Genomic DNA, 19,075 nt, shown 5'->3' on the forward strand with positions numbered 1-19,075 from the left:
CCGATTGTCCGACGAGCGCGCAAGGGTGGGTACCGTTTTACCGGTCCAGGCCACCCGGGACCATCGTGCCGCCAACCGAACCGTCACCGAGTGGGCGCGCCGTCACGCCGCTGAACTGCGTGGCCTCGCCGGGCAGATCACCGCCCTCACGGACCTGCCGGCCGCGGCACGCGCTCCCCTCGATAACCTCAACCGTGCGCTCGCCGGCAACGATCCCGCCACTCTGATGGAGCCCCTCCTCACTGCTGAGCCGTACCTGCAGCAATGTCGCCCCGACCTCGCCGCACGCATCACCGCGCTCGGCGAGCACGCCGCTCAGCTCCGGCAGGCGAGCCACGACAAACGCAGCAACCCCTGAGAAGGGCGCGAAGCGACATCACTGCGCCCGTCACCAGCCCACTCTGCGGCATCACCTGCCACAGGGGGGTCTCACCGAGATTCCAGGGGGTGAGCCGCGCGTGGGGCCAACACGGTGGTATCGGGCCGCTGGGGCGGCGCTCCCCACTGGCCCGGCGGGGATGAAGCCCGGTTCCAGGCCACCACAGAGCCGACGTGCGCGCCCGTCCGGCATGTGCTGACCTTGCGAGGGAAGCCGGTCACACACAGCGGCCGGGTGCGGCACTCGTTACGGCTGGAAGCCGGTTGAGTAGAACCCGTCCCGGGCGGGGGCCACTCCGGAACGGGGACGTGGACAGTGGGGCCTCTGCAGACCGGGCAGCGACCGCGACGGAGGAGGAGACATGGGCGGCACTTCGGGCCGGGCCCTTGCCCGCACGCTGGTGGAGCGACACGGCCGGACCTATGCGGAGGAGAGCGGTATCCGGCTGCGCAATACCCCGCAGCCGCTCTACCAGGTACTGGTGCTGGCCCATCTGCTCAGTGCCCGCATCCGCGCGTCGGTGGCTGTGGCATCGGCGCGTGCTCTGTTCGATGCGGGGATGCGTTCGCCACGGCGGATGGCGGACGCTACCTGGCAGCAACGGGTCGATGCCCTGGGCGAGGGCGGCTACCGACGTTACGACGAGCGCACTTCTACCCAGCTCGGTGACGCCGCGGAGCTTCTACTGGAGGAGTACAAGGGCGATCTGCGGCGGATGCGGGATGCTGCGGGCGGCGACCTCGGGAAATTGCGGGAGGCCTTGCGGAAAGTCCCCGGCCTCGGGCCGGCGGGTTCCGACATCTTCCTTCGCGAGGTGCAGGGCGTCTGGACCGAGTTCGCCCCGCACCTCGACGCCAAGGCCGTGCAGGGGGCTGAGCGGCTGGGCTTGCCAACGGACAGTGGCAAGCTGGCGAGGCTGGTCCAGGAGGGCGACGTAGCTGCGTTCGCGTCGGCGCTGGTGCGAGCTTCTTTGGACAAGTCGGTGGTGGACGATACGCGGCGGGCGGCTGACGGCTGAGGCAAGGCCCTTCTTGGTGCGCGCTCCCTGTAGGGAATCGCTGCTCTTACCGCGCCGGTAAGTAACGGCAGCATCGCCCCGAAGCCCTCTCCACCGGCTGAACCCGCCACTTCGCGGCACCGGCGAGGGCCCGGTCGGCTTGCTCCCGGGTGGCGCGAGTGCCCGTTTCGGCGTGGAGTAGAAACGCGCACCTGACGTCCTCGCGGAGTGCCAGTGGTCCCTGTCGCCAGGTGCGCCCAGACACCGGAATGGGTCAGTTGAGGAGGCGCATCGTGCCTGCGGGGTCGAGTAAGAAACGTGAGCGGCAGTACGAGCACATCAAGGAACAGGCCGAGGAACGGGGCACGTCCGAGAAGCGGGCGAAGGAGATCGCCGCGCGCACCGTCAACAAGGAACGGGCCCGCTCCGGCGAGGCGAAGTCAGCGAGCAAGACCTCCACCCGGGATCGGAAATCCGCCCCACAGCGTGGCGGAGAGCGCTCCCACAAGGGGCCCGGGGGCCCCACCAAGGACCAGCTGTACGAGGAGGCCAAGAAGAAGAACGTCGACGGCCGCTCCCACATGAACAAGGAAGAGCTGCGCAAGGCCCTCGGCCGCTGATCCAGGCCCGTCTACTGGCGGCCGAGTCATGCTGGCTGTCCTGGCTCGCGACTCGTGCGCCGCATCACTCGGTGGGGCGAGCGGGGTCCTTCCAGAGCCCGTGCCCCTTGGGGCACCGGCGGACTGAGGTCAGTGCCGAAGTGGCGCTCCACTCCGGTCTGGCGCCCTCTCCGCGAGGTCTTGGTCCTGCCGGCTTTGCCACCCCGGCTCCTGGAGTCGCGCCCTGACCGGGTACGGCGTAGACAGGAGAAACTGGAGCAAGGAGGCACCATGACGGTGAATGTCGTCGACAGTTCGGGTGCCACCGCCTGGTCGGCGGGGTCAAGGGCCGCACCGGGCGAGAGCGGGGCTCGGCGGAGCTGCTCGACCGGGCGTGCTCCCGGTCCTTTCCGCGGCCGCCGGCCCGGAACAGTGGCAGAGAGCCGGCAGGGGCCGGAGGGACGATGAACAGCGGGCCGTGCCCTGGAGCGGGGCCGACGGGCCGCGCCCCGGCCCCGTTGCTGGGCGTGGAGGAAGAGTTCTTTCTCATCGATCCAGGCAGCCGGGCGGTGGCATCGCTGGGCAGCCGGGTGGTGGCGCGTGCCCGGAACGCGGTGGGGGACCTCGTTTCGGGGGAATTCGACGAGTGTCAGGTCGAGGTGAAAACGCCTCCCCGCCGGGAGGGCGCTGACCTGTACGACGAGCTGGTCGCCGTACGAGGGGCCGCCGCAGCAGCCGCGCAGGCCGAAGGGCTCGGTATCTGCGCTTCCGGTACACCCGTCATTGGGCGCGAGGGCCCGGCAATCGTGGGGGACCATCCGCGCTACCGGGCCGGCCTGGGCCAGTTCGGGACCTTGCTCGAGGGATTCGCCATCTGCGCCGCGCACGTCCACGTGCACATGCCCGACCGAGAAGTGGCTGTGCTGGTCGGCAATCACCTGCGGCCGTGGCTGCCGCTGCTCGTGGCGATGAGTGCCAACTCGCCTTACCTCGACGGGCGTGACATGGGGTATGCCAGCTGGCGCACCGCTATCAGAGGCCGCTTCCCAGCCCTGGGCCCCCCGCCGTACGTCGAGTCCTTGGACCACTACCAGAGGCTTGCCGCCGCCCTGCAGGAGTCCGAGGCGATGCTGGATGCCAACATCCCCTTCTGGGACGTGCGACCCAATCCCCGGTTCCCCACGCTGGAGATCCGGGTCATGGATGTCCCGGCGGAGGCGGCCGACACCGTCGGCCTGGCGGTGCTGATCCGGGCACTCGTGGTGACGGCCGGCGGGTCGGTAGAGCGCGGCCACACCGGCCCCGAGGCCTGTGGCGAACTGGTGCGCGCCGCCTACTGGCGAACCGCGCGCGACGGGTGGTCCGGCAAGGGGCTCGATGCACTGACGGGCCGGATGTTGCCCTGCTCCGTGCAGGCCGCCCGGCTCGTCGAGCATGTCCGCCCCGCGCTGGAGCGGCACGGGGATTTCGACCGAGCCGTCGCCTTCCTGCGCCGCCTTGCCGAGCGGGGCTGTGGAGCTCAGCGTCAGCGGGCCTCGTGGCGCCGTCGTGCAGTCCTGGCGGACGTAGTGGACGATCTTGAGCGGCTGACGTTCGGCGAGGAGAGCCACCGGGAGGGCGCCCACCGGGACGCCTCACCGGCAGGCCGGCGTGAGCGTGGTGACCAGCACATCCCGGCGCGCGGGCCGGGACGCATCCAACGGGCGGATGGGTGACACGCCGTGCAAGGTGTGGCGATCGTCCGACAGCAGCAGGCTCGCGGGCTCATCCAGAGTGGCCGAAACCAGTTCGGGCCCTTCCGGAGTGAAGACGGAGCTCCGGCCCCCGGTCGCATTGTTGCGGCCGACGAGCAGTGAAGAGACCAGGGTCACTCCGTCGCGGTGCCGGCCCTCCGGAGTCGGCTGCCCTTCACCGCCGGCCCTGGCGACGACCCGGAACGGATGCACCTTCGCGATCCAGCATGCGGCGGAGTCCAGGGCGCCCGCGACGTCCCCGAGGAGCGTCACGACCGAGCGCAGGAGCGGGTCCGCCGCAAAGGCGTCGGTCAGCGGGTCGAAGTGACGGTCGACGTCCACGTAGAGGGGGTTGCTGCGGTCCGGCTGCACGAACGGGGTGTGAGGCAATTGGGTCAGCTCACCGGTGGCGGGGGTGACCGAGAACTGTCCGTAGCGGCGCAGCCGGCAGGTGCCGCGTGCGGAGGCGTACCGGTCCTGGGAAAGGTCTTCCCAGTGCGTGGCGAAACGCGTCCACTCCTCCTCCCCGGTGCCGAAGTGTGCCTTCACGGTGGCTGCGGGGAGGAGGTGGACGCCGGTCGAGGCCAAGGACTCGCGCGCCGCCGCCACGGCGGGCGGACACTCCTGAAAGACCGTGCTCTGCGCCGGATCCTGGAACCTTTCAGCACTCTCGTCCATCACACACTCCTGTCGTCCCCTGCGGTCGTATGGATGAGGACGCGGCTTTCAGGTCTCGCTCCTTGCGGGGCTGCGGGCGCGGACGCGCGGCAACGGTGCCGGCAGTGCGGTGCGGTTCGCCCGCCAGGCGGCAAGCAGATATGCGGCAAGTCGGGCCTCGAGAAGCGTGGTGGCACTGATTCCGAAGGCGACATCGGGTTCCAGATCCGGCTCGTCCTTGAGCAGACCATCGACCACTTCTGTGCGGACGACCTGTTCGTGGACGGCATCGGCTTCGACGTGCTCGTCGTAGAACCTCTCCGCAGCGGGGCCGGCACCTGTACGACGCATGGCTTCCGCGAGACGTCGTGATCCTGGCGACGAGGTCACCTCGACCGTGGCGAAGTGGCCGATCAGGGCCCCGCGCAGAGATCGGTGCAGTCCCAGCAGGGACATGAGATTGACGAGGGCGAGAGTTTCGGCGGGCGCCAGGTCGAGGTAGTGGCCATACGCGGTCTCCAGGGCGAGGTCTGCCATGAGGTCGGCGAAGAGCTGCGCGTGGATGTCTTCGGCGTGTCCCGCGCCGAACTCGTCGAATTCGATGGCGGCCATCCCCGCCTTGGCGCGTCCCCGCAGCCGGGGAAGGACCCAGGCGTGCGGGTCCGCTTCCTTGAGGTGGTACAGCGAGCGGAGGGCCGCGTATTCCCTCAGCTGCCACAGCCGGCCCTCGCGCTTCAAGTAGTGGCTGACGCTGCTGCTGCCGTCGTCGGCGGGCTCGGTCAGCAGGCTCGCCATCGCCTCCTGCGCGCCGAGCGCCGGGACGTCGGCTCGGAGGGCCCGGAGGAACCGCTCCTCCAGGTGACGTCGCGCCGACAGTGGTGCCGGAGCCCATTCGCGGTCGTCGTCCACGCCGTCGAACCCCTGATAGTGCAGTTCATACAGCACGTACAGGGCGAGCTGGAGATCTGCCGCGTACGGGTCCTCGCGCTGGACCTCCTCGCGCGTGGGCAAGGGCCCCTCCCCGGTGCGGAGCCACGAGATCACCGTGTCGGACAGGTAGCCGCGCGCTCGCGGAAGCTGTGGCTTGCCGGGCCGGGCGGCTCCGAGGCCGGCCTTCACCGCTGATCTCCTTTGGAGCCCCGGTCGGCTGCCGGGCAGCGGGTGCCGGCGGCGCGGTCGGACGAGAGTTTCGAATGATTGCGGTGGCTGGTGTCGCACCAGGGGTAGCTCCGGCTGCGCCGGCACATGCAGATCGCGACGGTGAAGCGTCGGGAGACGGATACCGAACCGTCGTCACCGACCACTTCCACCGGCCCCTCCACCAGGAGCGGGCCGTTTCGGACGAGGGTGACGCGGCGTGGACGCTCAGGAGTTCTCGGCACGGATGATCACCAATTCCTCTGAGTCCTGGACCTCGTCCAGGAGGCCCTCGCACCGCAGCCAGGCCAACCGGGAGCGCAGGACCGGGCCGAACGGTATGACCGCGCGGTCGCTGACCGTCCCCCGCAGCCCCGCGGAGGCCAGCCGCTCCAAGGTGTCCTCGGTGCCGCACAGTCCGGAATGGACCATGAGCAGGACACCACCAGGGCGGAGCGCCCGCGGTGCGGCGTCGCAGATGCGGTCGACCAGCAGCCGACCGTCGCGTCCCGCGTCCCAGGCACGGGCCGGCCCCCGGGGAGTCCGGTTGCCGGGTGCGGGGACGTAAGGCGGGTTGCTGACGAGCACGTCGAAGGAACGGCCGCCGACGGCTGCGGTCAGATCGCCGTGACGTACGGTGACGCGCTGCCGGGAGAGCCAGGCATTGACCCTTGTGGCCAGGACTGCCTGCCAGGAGATATCGACGGCAGTGACCAGAGCACCACGTCGCGCTGCTCCCACCGCGAGGACCCCACTGCCCGAACCGAGGTCCAGGAGCTCGGTGCCCGACCCCACGTTTTCGCGGTACAGGGCGCGCAACAGAAGTCGCGTGTCGTGCTGTGGCAGATAGACACCGGCAAGCGTCACCAGCGGATGGCGTCGGGGGAGCGTGGCCGGCCACGTGCTCATCAAGCACCTCCGTTCCGAGAGCCGAGAACGAGGGTCTGGGCGGGTCCGTGCTCGTCTTCTTCAGACTGCTGGCTATCCGACCCACTGGCCACCCGGCGGCGGTGTCGTGGTCATGCCCTGGGCCGTGCCTTGCGTCCCTTCCGGCCTTGAACCGGGCCGTGCCGAGGTGCAGTGCCCGAGCCTGAGGCCCAGCAGGACTTCTGGTTCGCCCCTGACCGCAGCCGCGGGAGCTGCCCGGTTCCGGTGTGCTCCAGGATGTCGCCCAGGCCCGTGGCGCTGAGCACCACCGGCAGCACGAGGCGTCCGCCGCTCACGGCAGCAGAGCCGCGGCGAGCTCACGGGGCCGGGCGGCGAACGGGCTGTGGCTGCCGGGGAGGGTGCGCACGGTGAACGGGTTGCCGGGCATGGCCCGGTCGGCTTCCGCGATCATCAGATCCTGCACGGCCGCCGGCAGCGCCCGGTCGTCCGCGCAGCGCAGGAAGGTCCGCGGGACGCGCCCCCACCGGCCCGGGGTCACGATGACCGGGGTGGTGGGGATCGCCAGCGGCAGATCGGGGCTCAGTGCCGAGCGCCAGCGGTCGAAGCGGTCCAGGGGGGTGTCGTGGTAGTGGGTCTGCCGCAGTTCCTCGACGTAGGCGGGATCCTGCGAGAGCGGGTTGATCCGCACGGCGCCCAGTTCTCCGGGGTCGCCCAGGTTGAGGCTCTGGCCTCGTGCCGTGGCGTTCTCGGGCGAGCCGAGATAGTCGAAGAACCGGGGCCGTCCGGCGGGCACGAAGGCCGAGAGGTAGACGATCTCGTCGACGAGTTCGGGTGCGCGCTCGGCGGCCAGCGACGCGGGGCCGCCGCCCGCGCTGTGCGCGACGAGCACGACACGACGGTGGTGGCGGGCCTGGCGCAGCGTGTCCAGCACGGCCGCGGCGCAATCGTCCATCGTCACGGTGGCGAGCGCGGACCTCTCGGTCAACAGGCCCGGCTGGCCCGGCTGGAGGTATCCGCCGGGCAGTGGCGCGTCGAAGCCGTGCCCCGGCAAGTCGATGGCCATGCTCGCGGCACCGAGTCGTGCGAGTGCTCGCTGCGTCGCCGCCCACTGCCCGGAGCCGTGCCAGGCCCCGTGCACGAAGACGAAGACGGTGTCTGTGGAGGAAAAATCGGTCATGACCGCATTCCATGCGACCCTGTCCCGATCATCCAGCGAAAGATCTGGCAAGCTGGCCGACAATACATGTGAGATATGACCGAGAGGCCGATATGGAGGCGCGGCACCTGCGATACGCACTGACCCTCGCCGAGCACGCACACTTCGGCCGGGCGGCCGGTGCGCTGGGCATCGCGCAGCCTCCGCTGTCCAAGCAGATCGCCGACCTCGAACGGGAAGTGGGCGCCCGCTTGTTCGACCGCACCCGCCAGGGGGTGTTCCCGACGGCTGCGGGCGCGGCCTTCCTCGCCCGGGCCCGCAGGGCGCTCGACGAGATCACGGCGGCCTCGGTCGACGCGGCCAGGGCAGCACGCGGCGAGACGGGCCGGCTGCGCCTGGGGTTCATCGCCTCGGCGCTGCTCGAACCCCTGCCGGACGTCCTGGGCCGGTTCGGTCGTGAACGGCCCGAGGTGCGGCTGGAACTGCACGAGATGGCGACCAACCGCAGCACGGCCGCGCTCGTCGCCGGCGAACTGGACGTGGCGATCGGCCTCGGCCGCCCACGGGGCGTCGGGGCCGAGCAGTTGGTATCGGTCCCGATCGGACATGACCACCTGGTCGCGGTCGTGAGCAGCACGCACCCGTACGCGGGGCAGTCGTCGGTGGACGTGGACCAGCTGCGGCGACAGGCGCTGATCGTGGCGCCGGGCGAGGACGAGCCCGCCGTCGTCACCGGGCTGCGGACCCTGCTGGGCAAGGACTCCCCGGCGCTCTCCGGCGCGACCGTCGCGAGGGACATCCACACCATCATCGGCCTCGCCGCCTGCGGGGTGGGCGTCGGTTTGGGACCCTCCCGGATGCTGACGGCCCCACGACGGGGCACGTGGTTCTGCGAGGTGACCCCGCACACACCTCTGCCCGATCTGGTCCTGTCCTTCCAAGCCCGGGACCGCTCCCCGGCACTCAACGCCTTCCTCAACGTCATCCGCACGAACTGCCCCGACGTCGGTGCCGCGCTCGACCACCGGCTCGGCCCACCCGGACCACAAGAAGAAGGCCACCGCGACTCGGCCCCTACCTGACTTCGCCTCGCCGGACGGGTGGGAAGAGATCACCCCGTTCCGGTGCTTCGGCACCGAGCTCCGCCGCACCGTCGGCACGACCACCGCGATCGAGTCCGTCAACGCATCACCCCATCATGGCGAAGGGCCTCATGGAGCTGGCCTGGCCCCCACACACGGCCGACAGTGCACCACTGGCTCCGCGACACCGTCCGCCGGACTCACCCCTGCGTACGTGAACCACACGAAGGGGACCAGAGCCGTGCCCGATGCCTCGCAACTGTCCTTCCCCGGCCCTCCGTTGCATGCCGAGACGGGCCGGCAGCGTTTTCCACACCGGGCGGCCCTCATCGACGTCGTAGACCGCATTGGCCGCCCGCATGAAGGCGGCGATCGCGACTATGTGAGCCGCTCGCCCGAGCGGACTCCGCCGGGCCCCGCGGCAGCAGCATGGCGCCATCCGGCGCGTGAGCCGGAACGGTCTGCGGTTCGCCTGCCGTCGGAGGCAACGAGCACCCAGGCTCTTGAACAAGGACACCCAGGGTCCCGTCTTCACGGGTCTTTGGGCAGTACTGCTGCGGTGTCGTCGTAGACGAGAAGGCCATCGGGACGCTGACGCAGCCCGGGTGTCGGTGCATGAGCTACGAGTCGCTTGTCATGCATCAGGTGCAGCACGGTGACACCTCGGGCCACGACGGCGAAGTCTGCGATGAGGCGCCGGTGGCAGCGCCACCAAACGGCTTCGCTGCACATCACTGCCGTACGGGCCGCGAGGGCGTCTTGGAGCAGCTTGTCCATCGCGGTGACGAAGGCGGGGTCGCGTGTGTAGGCGGCGTAACCCCGGAACGACGCGTTGCGCCAGATGACGTCCGGTGAATCAGGCGCGGCTTTGCGGAAGCCCCCCAGGGCCTGTTCCCAGCGGTAGGAGACAATAACGACGCTTCTCCGGGCAACGACCGGCCCGTGCCATGATCTGCGAATGCGTGAGTACTCCTGGCCCGGGGAGAACGGCAGGCGCCTGCCCGACGTGGCTTCGGCCTGGTCCGAGACCGTGCGCGTTCTGCCTGTCGGTACTCGCATCGCAGGCGAGGTCATCGGCCGGCAGCCATTCGGTGTCTTCCTCGCCATCGACGACCGCCCCAACGCCGTGGGCCTGGCCAGGATCGACAGAATGCCCAGGTGCATGGAGTTGCCAACCGTGGGGCAGCGCGTCACCGGCGAGGTCGTTTGGCACGCCGACCACAATCACCAGGTGGGAATCGTGCTCGGCGAGTGGACCGAGCACGAAGACCTCCTGCCCCGCTTTCGCGTCGGTCAGGTCGTCGGCGGACGCGTCACGAAGATCGCGTCCATCGGCATCTTCGTGCGCCTCGCCGACTGCGTCGGGGGACTCGTTCCGCTCACCGGGTTGGCAGCGCCCGCGGAGTCCTTCCGCCAGGGTCAGGAGATGTCCGTGCAGATCGCCATGGTTGACCATGAGCGGAACCAGATCCTTTTGACCGAACCCTTCCCGTAGCTCCTGAACACTGCACTGGGCGGTCCCGCTCAGCCTTTCGCGTGCCCGACACGATCCGAACGGCCAGTGCGTTCGCGACGCCCTGCGGTCCGGTGTCCAGTACGGGTTTGATCCACTCCAGACTCGGACGGGGGCTGAACAGCGAGCTCGGCTCCGCCGGCCAGGGCGAGCGCGACTGGAGTGCCATCGCCCTCCAGCGGGGCGTCCGGTGAAGCACGTTGACGCAAAACCTTTGCTTTGCCTCTTGTTTGCTTGGCTTTGACCTTTGACGGCCAGTAGTGTCCAGCCCTGATCGGTGACCCCGATCAGGGCCCAAGGCACCGCCGAGGTGTTCCGCATCGGAGACGTTCCGTGCCCGGGTCCTACAAGCGGCTGGGGTTGGCCCAGCACGCCAACTGCCAAGCGGCTCTGCTTGGATGTCACCGGAGGATGCATGCCCTCTCGTATCGCTGCCGCAATCGCCACGTGCGCGCTGAGTCTCGGGGCCCTCGCCTCGAACGCAGGCGTTGCCACGGCCGCCTCATCGTCCCCCGCCGGGCCTGCCGGTGACGCGCCGTCGTTACGGTCGGCGATCACCGCGCGTGCCGCGGCCATCGACCGGTGCAGCTACCAGATAGTCCGCTCCCACGACTCCCGCTACGCCTACTCCGTGAGCGGAGCCGCCGGCGGCGGCACGCGCGAGCTGAAGATCCAAGCGGAGGACGATGTGAGAGTCGCCGGCGACTGGCGCAAGGTCACCCAAGTCGATGCGTGCGCGGGCGAGCAGGACCAGCGACCGACCATGCTCCGCGTCACAGGAAAGCTGGAGAACCCGGAGCACTATGACCCGTCCGTACCGCGGACGATCCACAGCGACGCCCTCAAGCCCGCTGCCGCCTCGGTGATTCCCAAGGCACCGGCGATGACGTCTATCGACCGCCTTGGCGCGGACACCGTCCGCGTCACCTGGAAACCGGCCGCGGACCATCCGGACCAGGTCCTCTTGATGGAGCGAAAGCCCTTCTACAGCAGCGAGATCGGACTGTGGCATCCCTACACGTTCCAACATGACGTACAGGTCCGCGCCACATCGATGGACCGCAAGCTGGAGCGTGACTCCGACATCCCCCCTGCGGCCCGTACGCATGCCTACTGGATCCGTGTCGTCAAGGACGGCTTCGTCAGCGATCTGCACGCCGAGAAGCCCCTCACCATCGAGCCATAACCCCTCGCCCGCGGCGGGGCGTTCAGCCACGCGGGAACGGGCAGTGCGGCGGCCGTACCCAAGTCCTGTCGACCGCCACCCACTTCGGCATCGTCGGATACCGGTCGCACTCGCCCGGGGCCCGTACTTGTGGCTCGGGCCACTGCGAGCCACCACCACTACCCGCCCCCACCAGACCCGCCGGTGAGACCTGAAGTCACCTCCCCGGCCACCCACGGTGCGCCGCAGGATCGTGCTCCTGCGGCGCACCGCTGCCACGGGCCAGGTGAGGCTCGTCTGTTGCACGGCTTGCAGGCCGGCAGCGCAGTGCATCAGACGAGGGATGGAAGGACCGCACCCCGCCGATCTCCCTGCCCCGGACCGGCTCGACGCACTGCGGGACGGATGACCCCAGACGAGCGAGGGGTCCGCCGGTCGCGAGTGGCGAAGACCTTCCAGTACTTCGGGTGGGCGATGGCCCTTCGACTGCGGCCCCGAGGCGTGTTGACGGAGCTCCCACAGCCGGTTCGCCCGCTGAACGGGGCTCTTCGTCCCGGGCGGCGAGCGACGGCTTCCACTGCACCGTGGGATTCTCGACAACATCGGTACCGGCCTCGCTGCGCACCACACGCCACCAGCAGGGGAAACGCCGCCCCATCGCCTCCCCGCGGGCCGGCTCCTGCATGGCCGGATACGGCCTGCGTGACAGATTGGCCGACTTTGAAACCGCGACGTTGCCAGGGAGCCGGCGCGGGGACATGATCACTGCTCGTATCAACCTGATCACTCATCCAGGAGTCGATACGTGATACGCCCAACCGCTTTCCGCGCTCTCCCTGCCGTTGCCGTCACCGCGGCCCCCGCCCTGCCCCTCGCCCAGGGAGCCCAGGCGGCCGCCCCGACCCCTGTCGCCCCGGCGACCGCCGCTCTCGGGCATCCCAGCCAGGTCCGCCTGTTCGACACCGACTTCATGCGCTCCCACCCGCGCGTCGAGGTCCGCTACAGCGACCCCGGCCCTTCGGACCGGGCCCGCGTCGTCCCTTCGGCGGCGAGGCTGATGTAGCGAGGCACCGGTGCCGCCCGAGCCGGGCGGCCCGCCGGACACCAGGTCATGACCGGCGACGACCGCACTGCCACCGCCATCTCCCGCCTCAGCCGCATCTCCTTCCGCCTCGTGGCGGCGTTCCTTCCTGCCGCCGGCGCAGTGCCCCAGGACGGCGCGGCCGAGGCCCGGAGCGGCTGTTTACCGCAAACCCCTCATTGCGTCGTTCGCCCGCATGTCCCGTTTCAGAAGAATCCACAACAAGGGAGTTACTGATTTCCATGTTCAAACGCCGGAGTTTACTCGCCTTCGCCACTGTGGGTGCGGTGATTTGCGCCTCCGGAGTCATGCCATCGGTCAGCCATGCCGCCAGCGGCGGCGACGAGGAATGGGAGGGGTCCTACGCCGCAACGCACGGTCTGACGGCGGAGGACGTCAAGAACATCAACGCACTGAACAAAAGGGCTCTGACTGCGGGTCAACCAGGCAATTCTCCGGCGGAATTGCCGCCGAGCGCCACTGCACTCTTCCGGGCCCCCGACGCTGCCGACGACAGGGTGACCCCTCCCGCCGAGCCGCTCAACCGGATGCCGGACGCGTACCGGGCTAACGGGGGCCGGGCCACTACGGTCGTCAACAACTACATACGCAAGTGGCAGCAGGTCTACAGTCAACGCGGCGGCAGCCAACAGCAAATGACCGAAGAGCAGCGGGAGCAGCTGTCCTACGGCTGCGTCGGCGTCACCTGGGTCAATACGGGCCCCTACCCGACGAACAAACTGGCGTTCGCGTTCTTCGACGAGAGCAAGTACAAGAATGACCTGGAAAACAGCAGACCACGACCCAACGAGACGCAGGCGGAGTTCGAGGGACGCATCGCCAAGGACAGTTTCGACGAGGCAAAGGGCTTCAAGCGGGCGCGTGAGGTGGCGTCCGTCATGAACAAGGCCCTGGAAAACGCGCACGACGAGGGGACTTACATCGACCACCTCAAGACAGAGCTCACGAACAAAAACGACGCTCTGCTCTACGAGGACAGCCGCTCGAACTTCTACTCGGCGCTGAGGAATACGCCGTCCTTCAAGGAAAGGGATGGGGGTAACTACGACCCATCCAAGATGAAGGCGGTGGTCTACTCGAAACACTTCTGGAGCGGGCAGGATCAGCGGGACTCGTCTGACAAGAGGAAGTACGGCGACCCGGATGCCTTCCGCCCCGACCAGGGCACAGGCCTGGTGGACATGTCGAGGGACAGGAACATTCCGCGCAGTCCCGCCAAGCCTGGCGAAAGTTGGGTCAATTTCGACTACGGCTGGTTCGGGGCTCAGGCAGAAGCGGATGCCGACAAGACCATATGGACCCACGCCAACCACTATCACGCGCCCAACGGCATGGGCCCTATGAACGTATACGAGAGCAAGTTCCGGAACTGGTCCGCGGGGTACGCGGACTTCGACCGCGGAACCTACGTCATCACGTTCATACCCAAGAGCTGGAACACCGCCCCCGCCGAGGTGAAGCAGGGCTGGCCGTAACCGAGCCGGGCAGGAGGGCCGGGACACCCGGCCCTCCCCGGCGTGCATGATGACCGAACGCGATCTATCGAGGCGTGCGAGGCACCGGCTGGCGGTGCTGCGCCATGGGGAAGAGGTGAGTGGCAGTGTGGCCGCTACGTGCCGCTATGACGGCATCAGCCGTCAGTGCTGCTACATATGGCTGCGGCGCTACGAGGCTGAGGGCCTGGAGGGGTTGAAGGACCGCTCGAGCGCACCGCACCACACGCCGCATGCCACCAAGGCGGACGTCGTGGAGAAGATCTTGTGGCTGCGTCAGCAGTACCACTTTGGGCCGTCCAAGATCGCGATGTATCTGGAGCGGTACCACGACGTCAAGGTCAGCTCGTCCGGCGTGTGGCGCATTCTGAAAAAGGTGGGTCTCAACCGGCTGCCGGCCTCCCAGCGCTACAAGCGCCGTTCTACCCCCTGGAAGCGGTACGAGAAGCAGCGCCCGGGCCACCAGCCGCAGGTAGACGTCAAGTTCATCGAGCCCCTTGGCCAGACGGGCCGCAAGAAGCGCTGCTACCAGTACACGGCCACGTCGACCTCTTCAACACCAAGCTCCAGGAGTGGGAGGACTACTACAACTACGATCGCCCCCACGGCGCACTCACCGGCCAGACACCCTACGAACGACTCCGACAGAAAGCCCAGAACCCACTGTCATAGGCCCCCGTCAGCTCCGCACAACTAGGGCGTGTCTGTTAATTCGGTCGTCCGGTCAGCGGGCTACCCAGTCCGGTGCCCACAGGTCGTGCGGGGTTCGCGGGCCTGCGGTGCGCAGATGGTCGCGTAGCGCGGTCAGCACCGGGTGCTGGTCTCCGCTGCGGAACAGCAGCACGTGCGGGTAGACCGGGGTTGGGTCGTGCAACGGGATGCGCCGTAGGTCGTGGGCCTGGGGCCACACGTACCGGTCCCCGCTGCCGACGAGGGTGGCCAGCGAGGCCGAGTCGGCCAGAGCGTCCATCAGGGCCTCGTCGCCGAAGTTGGGGCCGAGCGCGTCGATGCTCAGGCCGAAGGCCCCGGACAGCGCCTGGTAGAACGCAGCCCATTCCGTGCCCGGCCTGATCCCGGGGATCCAGATGCGGTGACCGCCCAGGTCCGCAGGGCTGACCCAGGGCACGTCAGCCAGCGGGTGGCCGGGCCCGACCAGGAGCTCCAGTGGTGCGTCCAGAAGTCGTTCGGCGCTGATCCCGGCCGGGACATGGTCTGCCGGCAGGGCACGGAAGGACGCGTCGACGGCCCCTTCGAGCACCGCCTGGGCGGCCTGGGCGGCGTTCTCCTTGCTCAGCGTGACCGCGTCCAGGTCCGCCCCGGGGTGGGAGTGGTAAAACCGGTAGACGGCCTGGGCCGGGGAGATGCGCCGATTGAGGACATCGACACGCAAGGGACGGCTTCCGGGGCGCACAGCCTGCTCGGCCTGTTCGATGGCCGCCAGAACCTTCTTGGCGTGCGGCAAGAAGACCTGCCCGTCCAGGCTCAGCCGGGAGCCTCGGGAGGTCCGCATCAGGAGCGTGACCTCGATGTGCCTCTCCAGGGCCGCGATCCGCTTGGAGACCGCCTGCTGGCTGATGCCCAGCTCGTCGGCCGCAGCCTGGAACTGGCCAGTACCAGCGACGGCCACGAACGTCCGCAGCGCTTCAACATCCACGCTTCCACCCTATTTCCACAACCATTGGTTGTGTCTGGGCGGTGCAGAGTTGTTTGATCGAGTGCTCTGCGCGGTGGTGGGATCAGCGCATGTCCACCCGCACAGAGCAGGTCATGTATGTCCAGACACCTGAGTTCGCGCGTCATGCGGAGCGGATCGGGGAGGTGACCGATGCGACGTCTCGACTGAACGTGCTTCCGTTCAGCGACAGCGAAGGCCGCGCGGAACTACTTTCTGTTGTGTTCGGTGGCCCGCTGCCGGAGTCGGTGATGATCTACCCGCCGTTCTTCACCGAGCACGGGCTTAACACGACGTTCGGGGAGAACGTCTTCGTCAACCAGGGATGCACCTTCATGGACAAGGGAGGCATCCGTATAGGGAACGGCGTCATGATCGCCCCGAAAGTCAGCCTCATCACCGGAGGCCATCCACTGCCCCTGGCCGAGCGCCGCGAGTACCTCTCCTTCGCCCCGATCGTCATCGAGGACGACGTCTGGATCGGGACGGCTGCCGTGATCACGCAGGGGGTGACCATCGGCGCCGGTGCGGTGGTCGCTGCCGGTGCGGTGGTCACGCGTGATGTTTCGGCCGGCACCGTGGTCGCGGGAGTGCCCGCCCGGGTGATCAAGACGATCGACTGAGCCCGGTCGGGCCACTGGCCGACTGCGCAGCACCTCTGCAGTCTGATCCTGATGCCTCGTCACGCCCGGCTGACCGACCGGCAGTGGGACCGCAGCGGACCTCTGCTGCCCTCCAGTACCGGTCGTCGCGGCAGGCCGTGGGCCGATCACCGCCGCATTGTGGAGGTGATCGTCTACCGGTACCGCACCGGTATTCCTTGGCGAGACCTCCCAGCCGGGTTCGGATCCTGGAAGACCGTGTGGGCCCGCCACCGCCGCCGGGCCGCCTTCCGACGCTGAGACGCCACGAGCTTTTCGAGCGCGGCCGCGATTTCTACGACGTCTTGATCCCAGCGATGACCTTTGTGACCAAACTTCGGGGTGGCACGCTGAGTTGGGACGGAGGGTGGGGTTCGTGCGGGGTGGCAGGCGGCATATTTAGACGGCGGTGCTGGGGGATGCGGATTCGGAGGAGCCGCTGATGCTGCCGCTGGAGGCGATCGAACTGGATGCGATCCCGTACACCGAGGAGCACGGCGCGCAGCAGGCTCCTTCGGCACGCCTACCTGCCCGTGTACGACCGCACCCGCGCTCTGAGGCCGGCGGCCACCGCGCCGCCGTGCATTTCCCGGGTGGCCAGAGCCTTCTTTCACGACTCAGCCACCGGCCGCGCATTTTGCCAGGAGCTGCTTCAACGAGGTCGACGTGTCCCAGGCCCCTGCATGAGTCGGCCCCAGGGCCTGGACGGCTGGACCCCCTTACCCCGGCCCTGGCCGGGTGCCATGCGTGTTAGTTGGCTGCTTGCCGGGGTCTGGGACGTCGGCGGGGTCTCATGGCGCCGGTGCTGCGTCGATCAGATCGAGGACTTCTGCGGTGGGGCGTACGTCGCCGAAGGAGCGGTAGATCGTGGCGAGCGTGGCGTTGTGGTCCTGGTCGCGGCCGGTGGCGTTGGCGTCGGCGACCATCACCACCCGGTAGCCGAGGGTGCATGCGTCGCGGGCCGAGGATTCGCAGCACACCTGGGTGACCGTGCCCGTGATCAGGACGGTGTCGATGCCGTGTTCCTGGAGGAGGGCCGGGAGCGGGCAGCGGCCGGGGAAGAAGGCGCTCGGCGCGCTCTTCTCCACGAAGATGTCGTCCGGGGCGGTGGTGAGGCCCGGCCACAGCCGGCCGGGCAGCGGTCCGGTGCCGCCGGAGTTGCGGAACATCTCGGCGGCCTCGGGGCCGTGGAACTCGTCGCCGACCGGGGTGCGTTCGGTGCGCGCGGGCAGGACCCAGGCGACGGTCCCGCCGGCCGCCCGCAGCCGGTCGGCGAGTTGCTGGATGCTTGGGGCGATGCCTCGGGCGTAGGGGTTGGCGTCGACGAAAAACGGCACCATGTCGATGACGATCAGGGCGGTGCGGGCGGGTGTGAGGCGCGGGTAGGCGAAGCGGCGGCCGCGCCGCTCCTGCTGGCGCCGGTACTCGCGCTCCTCGATGCGCCACGCGTGGATGCGGGTCTCGGTTTCCTGCACGGCGGGTCCTCGTCAGTCGTGGTCGGGGCTGAGCTTGCGGTGGGTTCCGGACCGACGGATGTCGAGTTCCACCAGGGAGCTGAGGGTGGTGCCGCTGTTCCAGAAGCCGAGGAGGTCGACGTCGATGAGGCACAGGCCGTGCCGCGCGGCGAAGTCCCGGGCCGGACGTGTGAAGACGCAGGACGCTACGAACACCGGCACATCGGCGTCATGTTCGGCGCGGGCCGTGCCGTTGAATGTCTGGATGTCGCGGCTTCCGACCGAGCGGTGTTTGGCGAACCTCTTGCATTGCACGACGATCTTCCTGCCGTCGGGCAGGTAGCCGATCACGTCAGCGCCGAGGTCGCCCGAGCCACCCACGCGCTCCACCTTGGTGCAGCCGTCGCGGCGGCACAGCTCGGCGACATACTCCTCGAAGGCGCGGTCGTCCATCGCCCACACCGCTGCCAAGGAGCGCCGGGCTTGGAGCTGCGCGTCCTCGGCGAGCCGCTTCTTCTCCGCCCGTGCCTCGCGCCGCCCGGCGCGCACGAGCCCCGTGACGACGACTGCGAGTACGACCGCGGCTAACGCCGCCAACAGCACCGTGCCCATCGTGTGTTGCCCTCCCCTGTGGCTACGCCGCTTTCTCTCTCCGCAGGGACGGGCTATCGGCGCTGTCCCGTGGTCCCGGTGCGGGGCGGCTGTTTGTCGGCGAAGAACTGCTGCATCGTCTCTGTCAGCTCGGCGAGGGTGTCCTCAACGGGGCTGATCTCAAGGATCGCCAGCAGCGACACACACGTGGCGGCGTAGCCGCCGAGCTCCACGATCAGGTCGAGGAAGACGTCGTCGTCGCCTGCGATGAGGTTGCCGAGCAGCTCGACGGCCTGGTCCGGGTCTTTCGCGCGCATAGCGAGCAGCAGGTCCGGCATCGCGGTGTCCTCGGCGCCCTGGTCGCGGCGGGCGGCCACCAGCTCGTCCATCAGCTGCTTGGGGGTGATGTTCTTGTGGCCGGCCAGGACAGCGGTCAGGTCGCTCGCGCAGACCGCCGTGCCCAGAGCCAGGCTGGTCAGCCGCTCCATGCCGCCGTTGTCCGCGTCGGCCTTCGCGGCGCGGAGCACGACTTGGCAGGCAGGGTCATCGCCCCGGCGCATCGGGGCTTCTCGCTGTGCGGCCGCGTGGGAGGCGTACAGCAGCTCCATCACGGGCGTGTGGTCAGCAGGCATGGCCCCATCCTCCCGTGCGGCCGCTCTCTCGGGAGACGGAACGCTGAAGTCAAATCGGCTACGACGTCGCCCTGGCCCTGGAGATCGTCCCGTTCAAGGGCGGCACCAAGGGTTACCTGGCCGGCCCCGAGCGTCTCCTTGTCCCGCGTCGCCGGTCACCCGGTCACAGCCGGGGGCGGCGGGC

The 19,075-nt window shown here is 68.9% G+C and carries 21 protein-coding genes and 2 pseudogenes; 12 read left to right on the forward strand and 11 right to left on the reverse strand.

The window, feature by feature from the left end:
* The first annotated feature begins 4 nt into the window (after positions 1-4).
* From CFW40_RS36765 to CFW40_RS28910, 4 genes are all read left to right on the forward strand, one after another.
* Positions 5-358 (forward strand): hypothetical protein, encoded by a 354-nt coding sequence (locus CFW40_RS36765; protein ID WP_143034529.1) that lies wholly within the window; start codon positions 5-7, stop codon positions 356-358.
* 382 nt (positions 359-740) lie between these two features.
* Positions 741-1,397, forward strand: coding sequence for an endonuclease (locus CFW40_RS28900; protein ID WP_088800760.1), 657 nt, complete (start codon positions 741-743; stop codon positions 1,395-1,397).
* A gap of 272 nt (positions 1,398-1,669) precedes the next feature.
* The gene (locus tag CFW40_RS28905; protein ID WP_088800761.1) at positions 1,670-1,996 is read left to right on the forward strand and encodes a plasmid stabilization protein; all 327 of its coding nucleotides are present in this window, start codon (positions 1,670-1,672) and stop codon (positions 1,994-1,996) included.
* A gap of 506 nt (positions 1,997-2,502) precedes the next feature.
* Positions 2,503-3,690 (forward strand): glutamate--cysteine ligase, encoded by a 1,188-nt coding sequence (locus tag CFW40_RS28910; RefSeq protein ID WP_218136786.1) that lies wholly within the window; start codon positions 2,503-2,505, stop codon positions 3,688-3,690.
* On the opposite strand, the gene CFW40_RS28915 is transcribed toward CFW40_RS28910, so the two are convergent.
* The 5 genes from CFW40_RS28915 to CFW40_RS28935 form a co-directional block, all read right to left on the reverse strand.
* Positions 3,610-4,386, reverse strand: coding sequence for a 2OG-Fe dioxygenase family protein (locus CFW40_RS28915; RefSeq protein WP_088800763.1), 777 nt, complete (start codon positions 4,384-4,386; stop codon positions 3,610-3,612). The genes CFW40_RS28910 and CFW40_RS28915 overlap by 81 nt on opposite strands.
* A 48-nt stretch (positions 4,387-4,434) precedes the next feature.
* The gene (locus CFW40_RS28920; RefSeq protein ID WP_088800764.1) at positions 4,435-5,484 is read right to left on the reverse strand and encodes an iron-containing redox enzyme family protein; all 1,050 of its coding nucleotides are present in this window, start codon (positions 5,482-5,484) and stop codon (positions 4,435-4,437) included.
* The gene (locus CFW40_RS28925) at positions 5,481-5,747 is read right to left on the reverse strand and encodes a CDGSH iron-sulfur domain-containing protein (RefSeq protein WP_088800765.1); all 267 of its coding nucleotides are present in this window, start codon (positions 5,745-5,747) and stop codon (positions 5,481-5,483) included. Before CFW40_RS28925 ends, CFW40_RS28920 begins: the two co-directional genes overlap by 4 nt.
* On the reverse strand, positions 5,731-6,411 hold the full coding sequence (locus CFW40_RS28930; RefSeq protein WP_088800766.1) for a HemK2/MTQ2 family protein methyltransferase: 681 nt from the start codon (positions 6,409-6,411) through the stop codon (positions 5,731-5,733). Before CFW40_RS28930 ends, CFW40_RS28925 begins: the two co-directional genes overlap by 17 nt.
* A 310-nt stretch (positions 6,412-6,721) precedes the next feature.
* On the reverse strand, positions 6,722-7,567 hold the full coding sequence (locus CFW40_RS28935) for an alpha/beta fold hydrolase (protein WP_088800767.1): 846 nt from the start codon (positions 7,565-7,567) through the stop codon (positions 6,722-6,724).
* A gap of 92 nt (positions 7,568-7,659) precedes the next feature.
* Between CFW40_RS28935 and CFW40_RS28940 the strand changes: the two genes are divergently transcribed.
* Positions 7,660-8,628: a LysR family transcriptional regulator gene (locus tag CFW40_RS28940; RefSeq protein WP_088800768.1), complete on the forward strand. Its 969-nt coding sequence runs from the start codon at positions 7,660-7,662 to the stop codon at positions 8,626-8,628.
* A gap of 283 nt (positions 8,629-8,911) precedes the next feature.
* Here the strand turns inward: CFW40_RS28940 and CFW40_RS38335 are convergent.
* Positions 8,912-9,001: pseudogene (locus CFW40_RS38335) on the reverse strand (ribonuclease); the annotation flags it as partial.
* Between the two features lie 158 nt (positions 9,002-9,159).
* Positions 9,160-9,702, reverse strand: a complete 543-nt coding sequence (locus CFW40_RS28945) for a DUF488 domain-containing protein (RefSeq protein WP_176956360.1) — start codon at positions 9,700-9,702, stop codon at positions 9,160-9,162.
* On the opposite strand from CFW40_RS28945, the gene CFW40_RS37285 reads away from it, so the two are divergent.
* From CFW40_RS37285 to CFW40_RS28970, 5 genes are all read left to right on the forward strand, one after another.
* A complete protein-coding gene (locus tag CFW40_RS37285; RefSeq protein ID WP_093491431.1) occupies positions 9,587-10,123 on the forward strand; it encodes a S1 RNA-binding domain-containing protein in 537 nt (178 codons plus the stop codon). The genes CFW40_RS28945 and CFW40_RS37285 overlap by 116 nt on opposite strands.
* A 433-nt stretch (positions 10,124-10,556) precedes the next feature.
* Positions 10,557-11,327 carry a hypothetical protein gene (locus CFW40_RS28955; protein WP_088800771.1) on the forward strand — a complete coding sequence of 257 codons (771 nt, stop codon included), beginning with the start codon at positions 10,557-10,559 and terminating at the stop codon, positions 11,325-11,327.
* Positions 11,328-12,111: 784 nt separating this feature from the next.
* Positions 12,112-12,369 carry a hypothetical protein gene (locus tag CFW40_RS28960; RefSeq protein WP_088800772.1) on the forward strand — a complete coding sequence of 86 codons (258 nt, stop codon included), beginning with the start codon at positions 12,112-12,114 and terminating at the stop codon, positions 12,367-12,369.
* A gap of 260 nt (positions 12,370-12,629) precedes the next feature.
* Positions 12,630-13,883, forward strand: coding sequence for a protein-glutamine gamma-glutamyltransferase (locus CFW40_RS28965; RefSeq protein ID WP_088800773.1), 1,254 nt, complete (start codon positions 12,630-12,632; stop codon positions 13,881-13,883).
* A gap of 49 nt (positions 13,884-13,932) precedes the next feature.
* The gene (locus tag CFW40_RS28970) at positions 13,933-14,598 is read left to right on the forward strand and encodes a helix-turn-helix domain-containing protein (RefSeq protein ID WP_256331227.1); all 666 of its coding nucleotides are present in this window, start codon (positions 13,933-13,935) and stop codon (positions 14,596-14,598) included.
* Between the two features lie 27 nt (positions 14,599-14,625).
* Here CFW40_RS28970 and CFW40_RS28975 read toward each other — a convergent pair whose 3' ends face one another.
* Positions 14,626-15,555, reverse strand: a complete 930-nt coding sequence (locus tag CFW40_RS28975; RefSeq protein ID WP_088800774.1) for a LysR family transcriptional regulator — start codon at positions 15,553-15,555, stop codon at positions 14,626-14,628.
* 113 nt (positions 15,556-15,668) lie between these two features.
* Between CFW40_RS28975 and CFW40_RS28980 the strand changes: the two genes are divergently transcribed.
* On the forward strand, positions 15,669-16,196 hold the full coding sequence (locus CFW40_RS28980) for a DapH/DapD/GlmU-related protein (RefSeq protein WP_088802430.1): 528 nt from the start codon (positions 15,669-15,671) through the stop codon (positions 16,194-16,196).
* Positions 16,197-16,247: 51 nt separating this feature from the next.
* Positions 16,248-16,454: pseudogene (locus tag CFW40_RS28985) on the forward strand (transposase); the annotation flags it as partial.
* 551 nt (positions 16,455-17,005) lie between these two features.
* Here the strand turns inward: CFW40_RS28985 and CFW40_RS28990 are convergent.
* Genes CFW40_RS28990 through CFW40_RS29000 form a run of 3 tightly spaced genes read right to left on the reverse strand, consistent with a single transcriptional unit; the run spans position 17,006 to position 18,891 of the window.
* Positions 17,006-17,689 (reverse strand): isochorismatase family cysteine hydrolase, encoded by a 684-nt coding sequence (locus tag CFW40_RS28990; protein ID WP_088800775.1) that lies wholly within the window; start codon positions 17,687-17,689, stop codon positions 17,006-17,008.
* 12 nt (positions 17,690-17,701) lie between these two features.
* A complete protein-coding gene (locus CFW40_RS28995; protein ID WP_088800776.1) occupies positions 17,702-18,280 on the reverse strand; it encodes a restriction endonuclease in 579 nt (192 codons plus the stop codon).
* Between the two features lie 53 nt (positions 18,281-18,333).
* On the reverse strand, positions 18,334-18,891 hold the full coding sequence (locus CFW40_RS29000) for a hypothetical protein (RefSeq protein ID WP_143034527.1): 558 nt from the start codon (positions 18,889-18,891) through the stop codon (positions 18,334-18,336).
* Positions 18,892-19,075: the final 184 nt, after the last annotated feature.

Origin of the sequence: Streptomyces sp. 2114.4 (assembly GCF_900187385.1) — a bacterium.
GTDB lineage: Bacteria > Actinomycetota > Actinomycetes > Streptomycetales > Streptomycetaceae > Streptomyces > Streptomyces mooreae.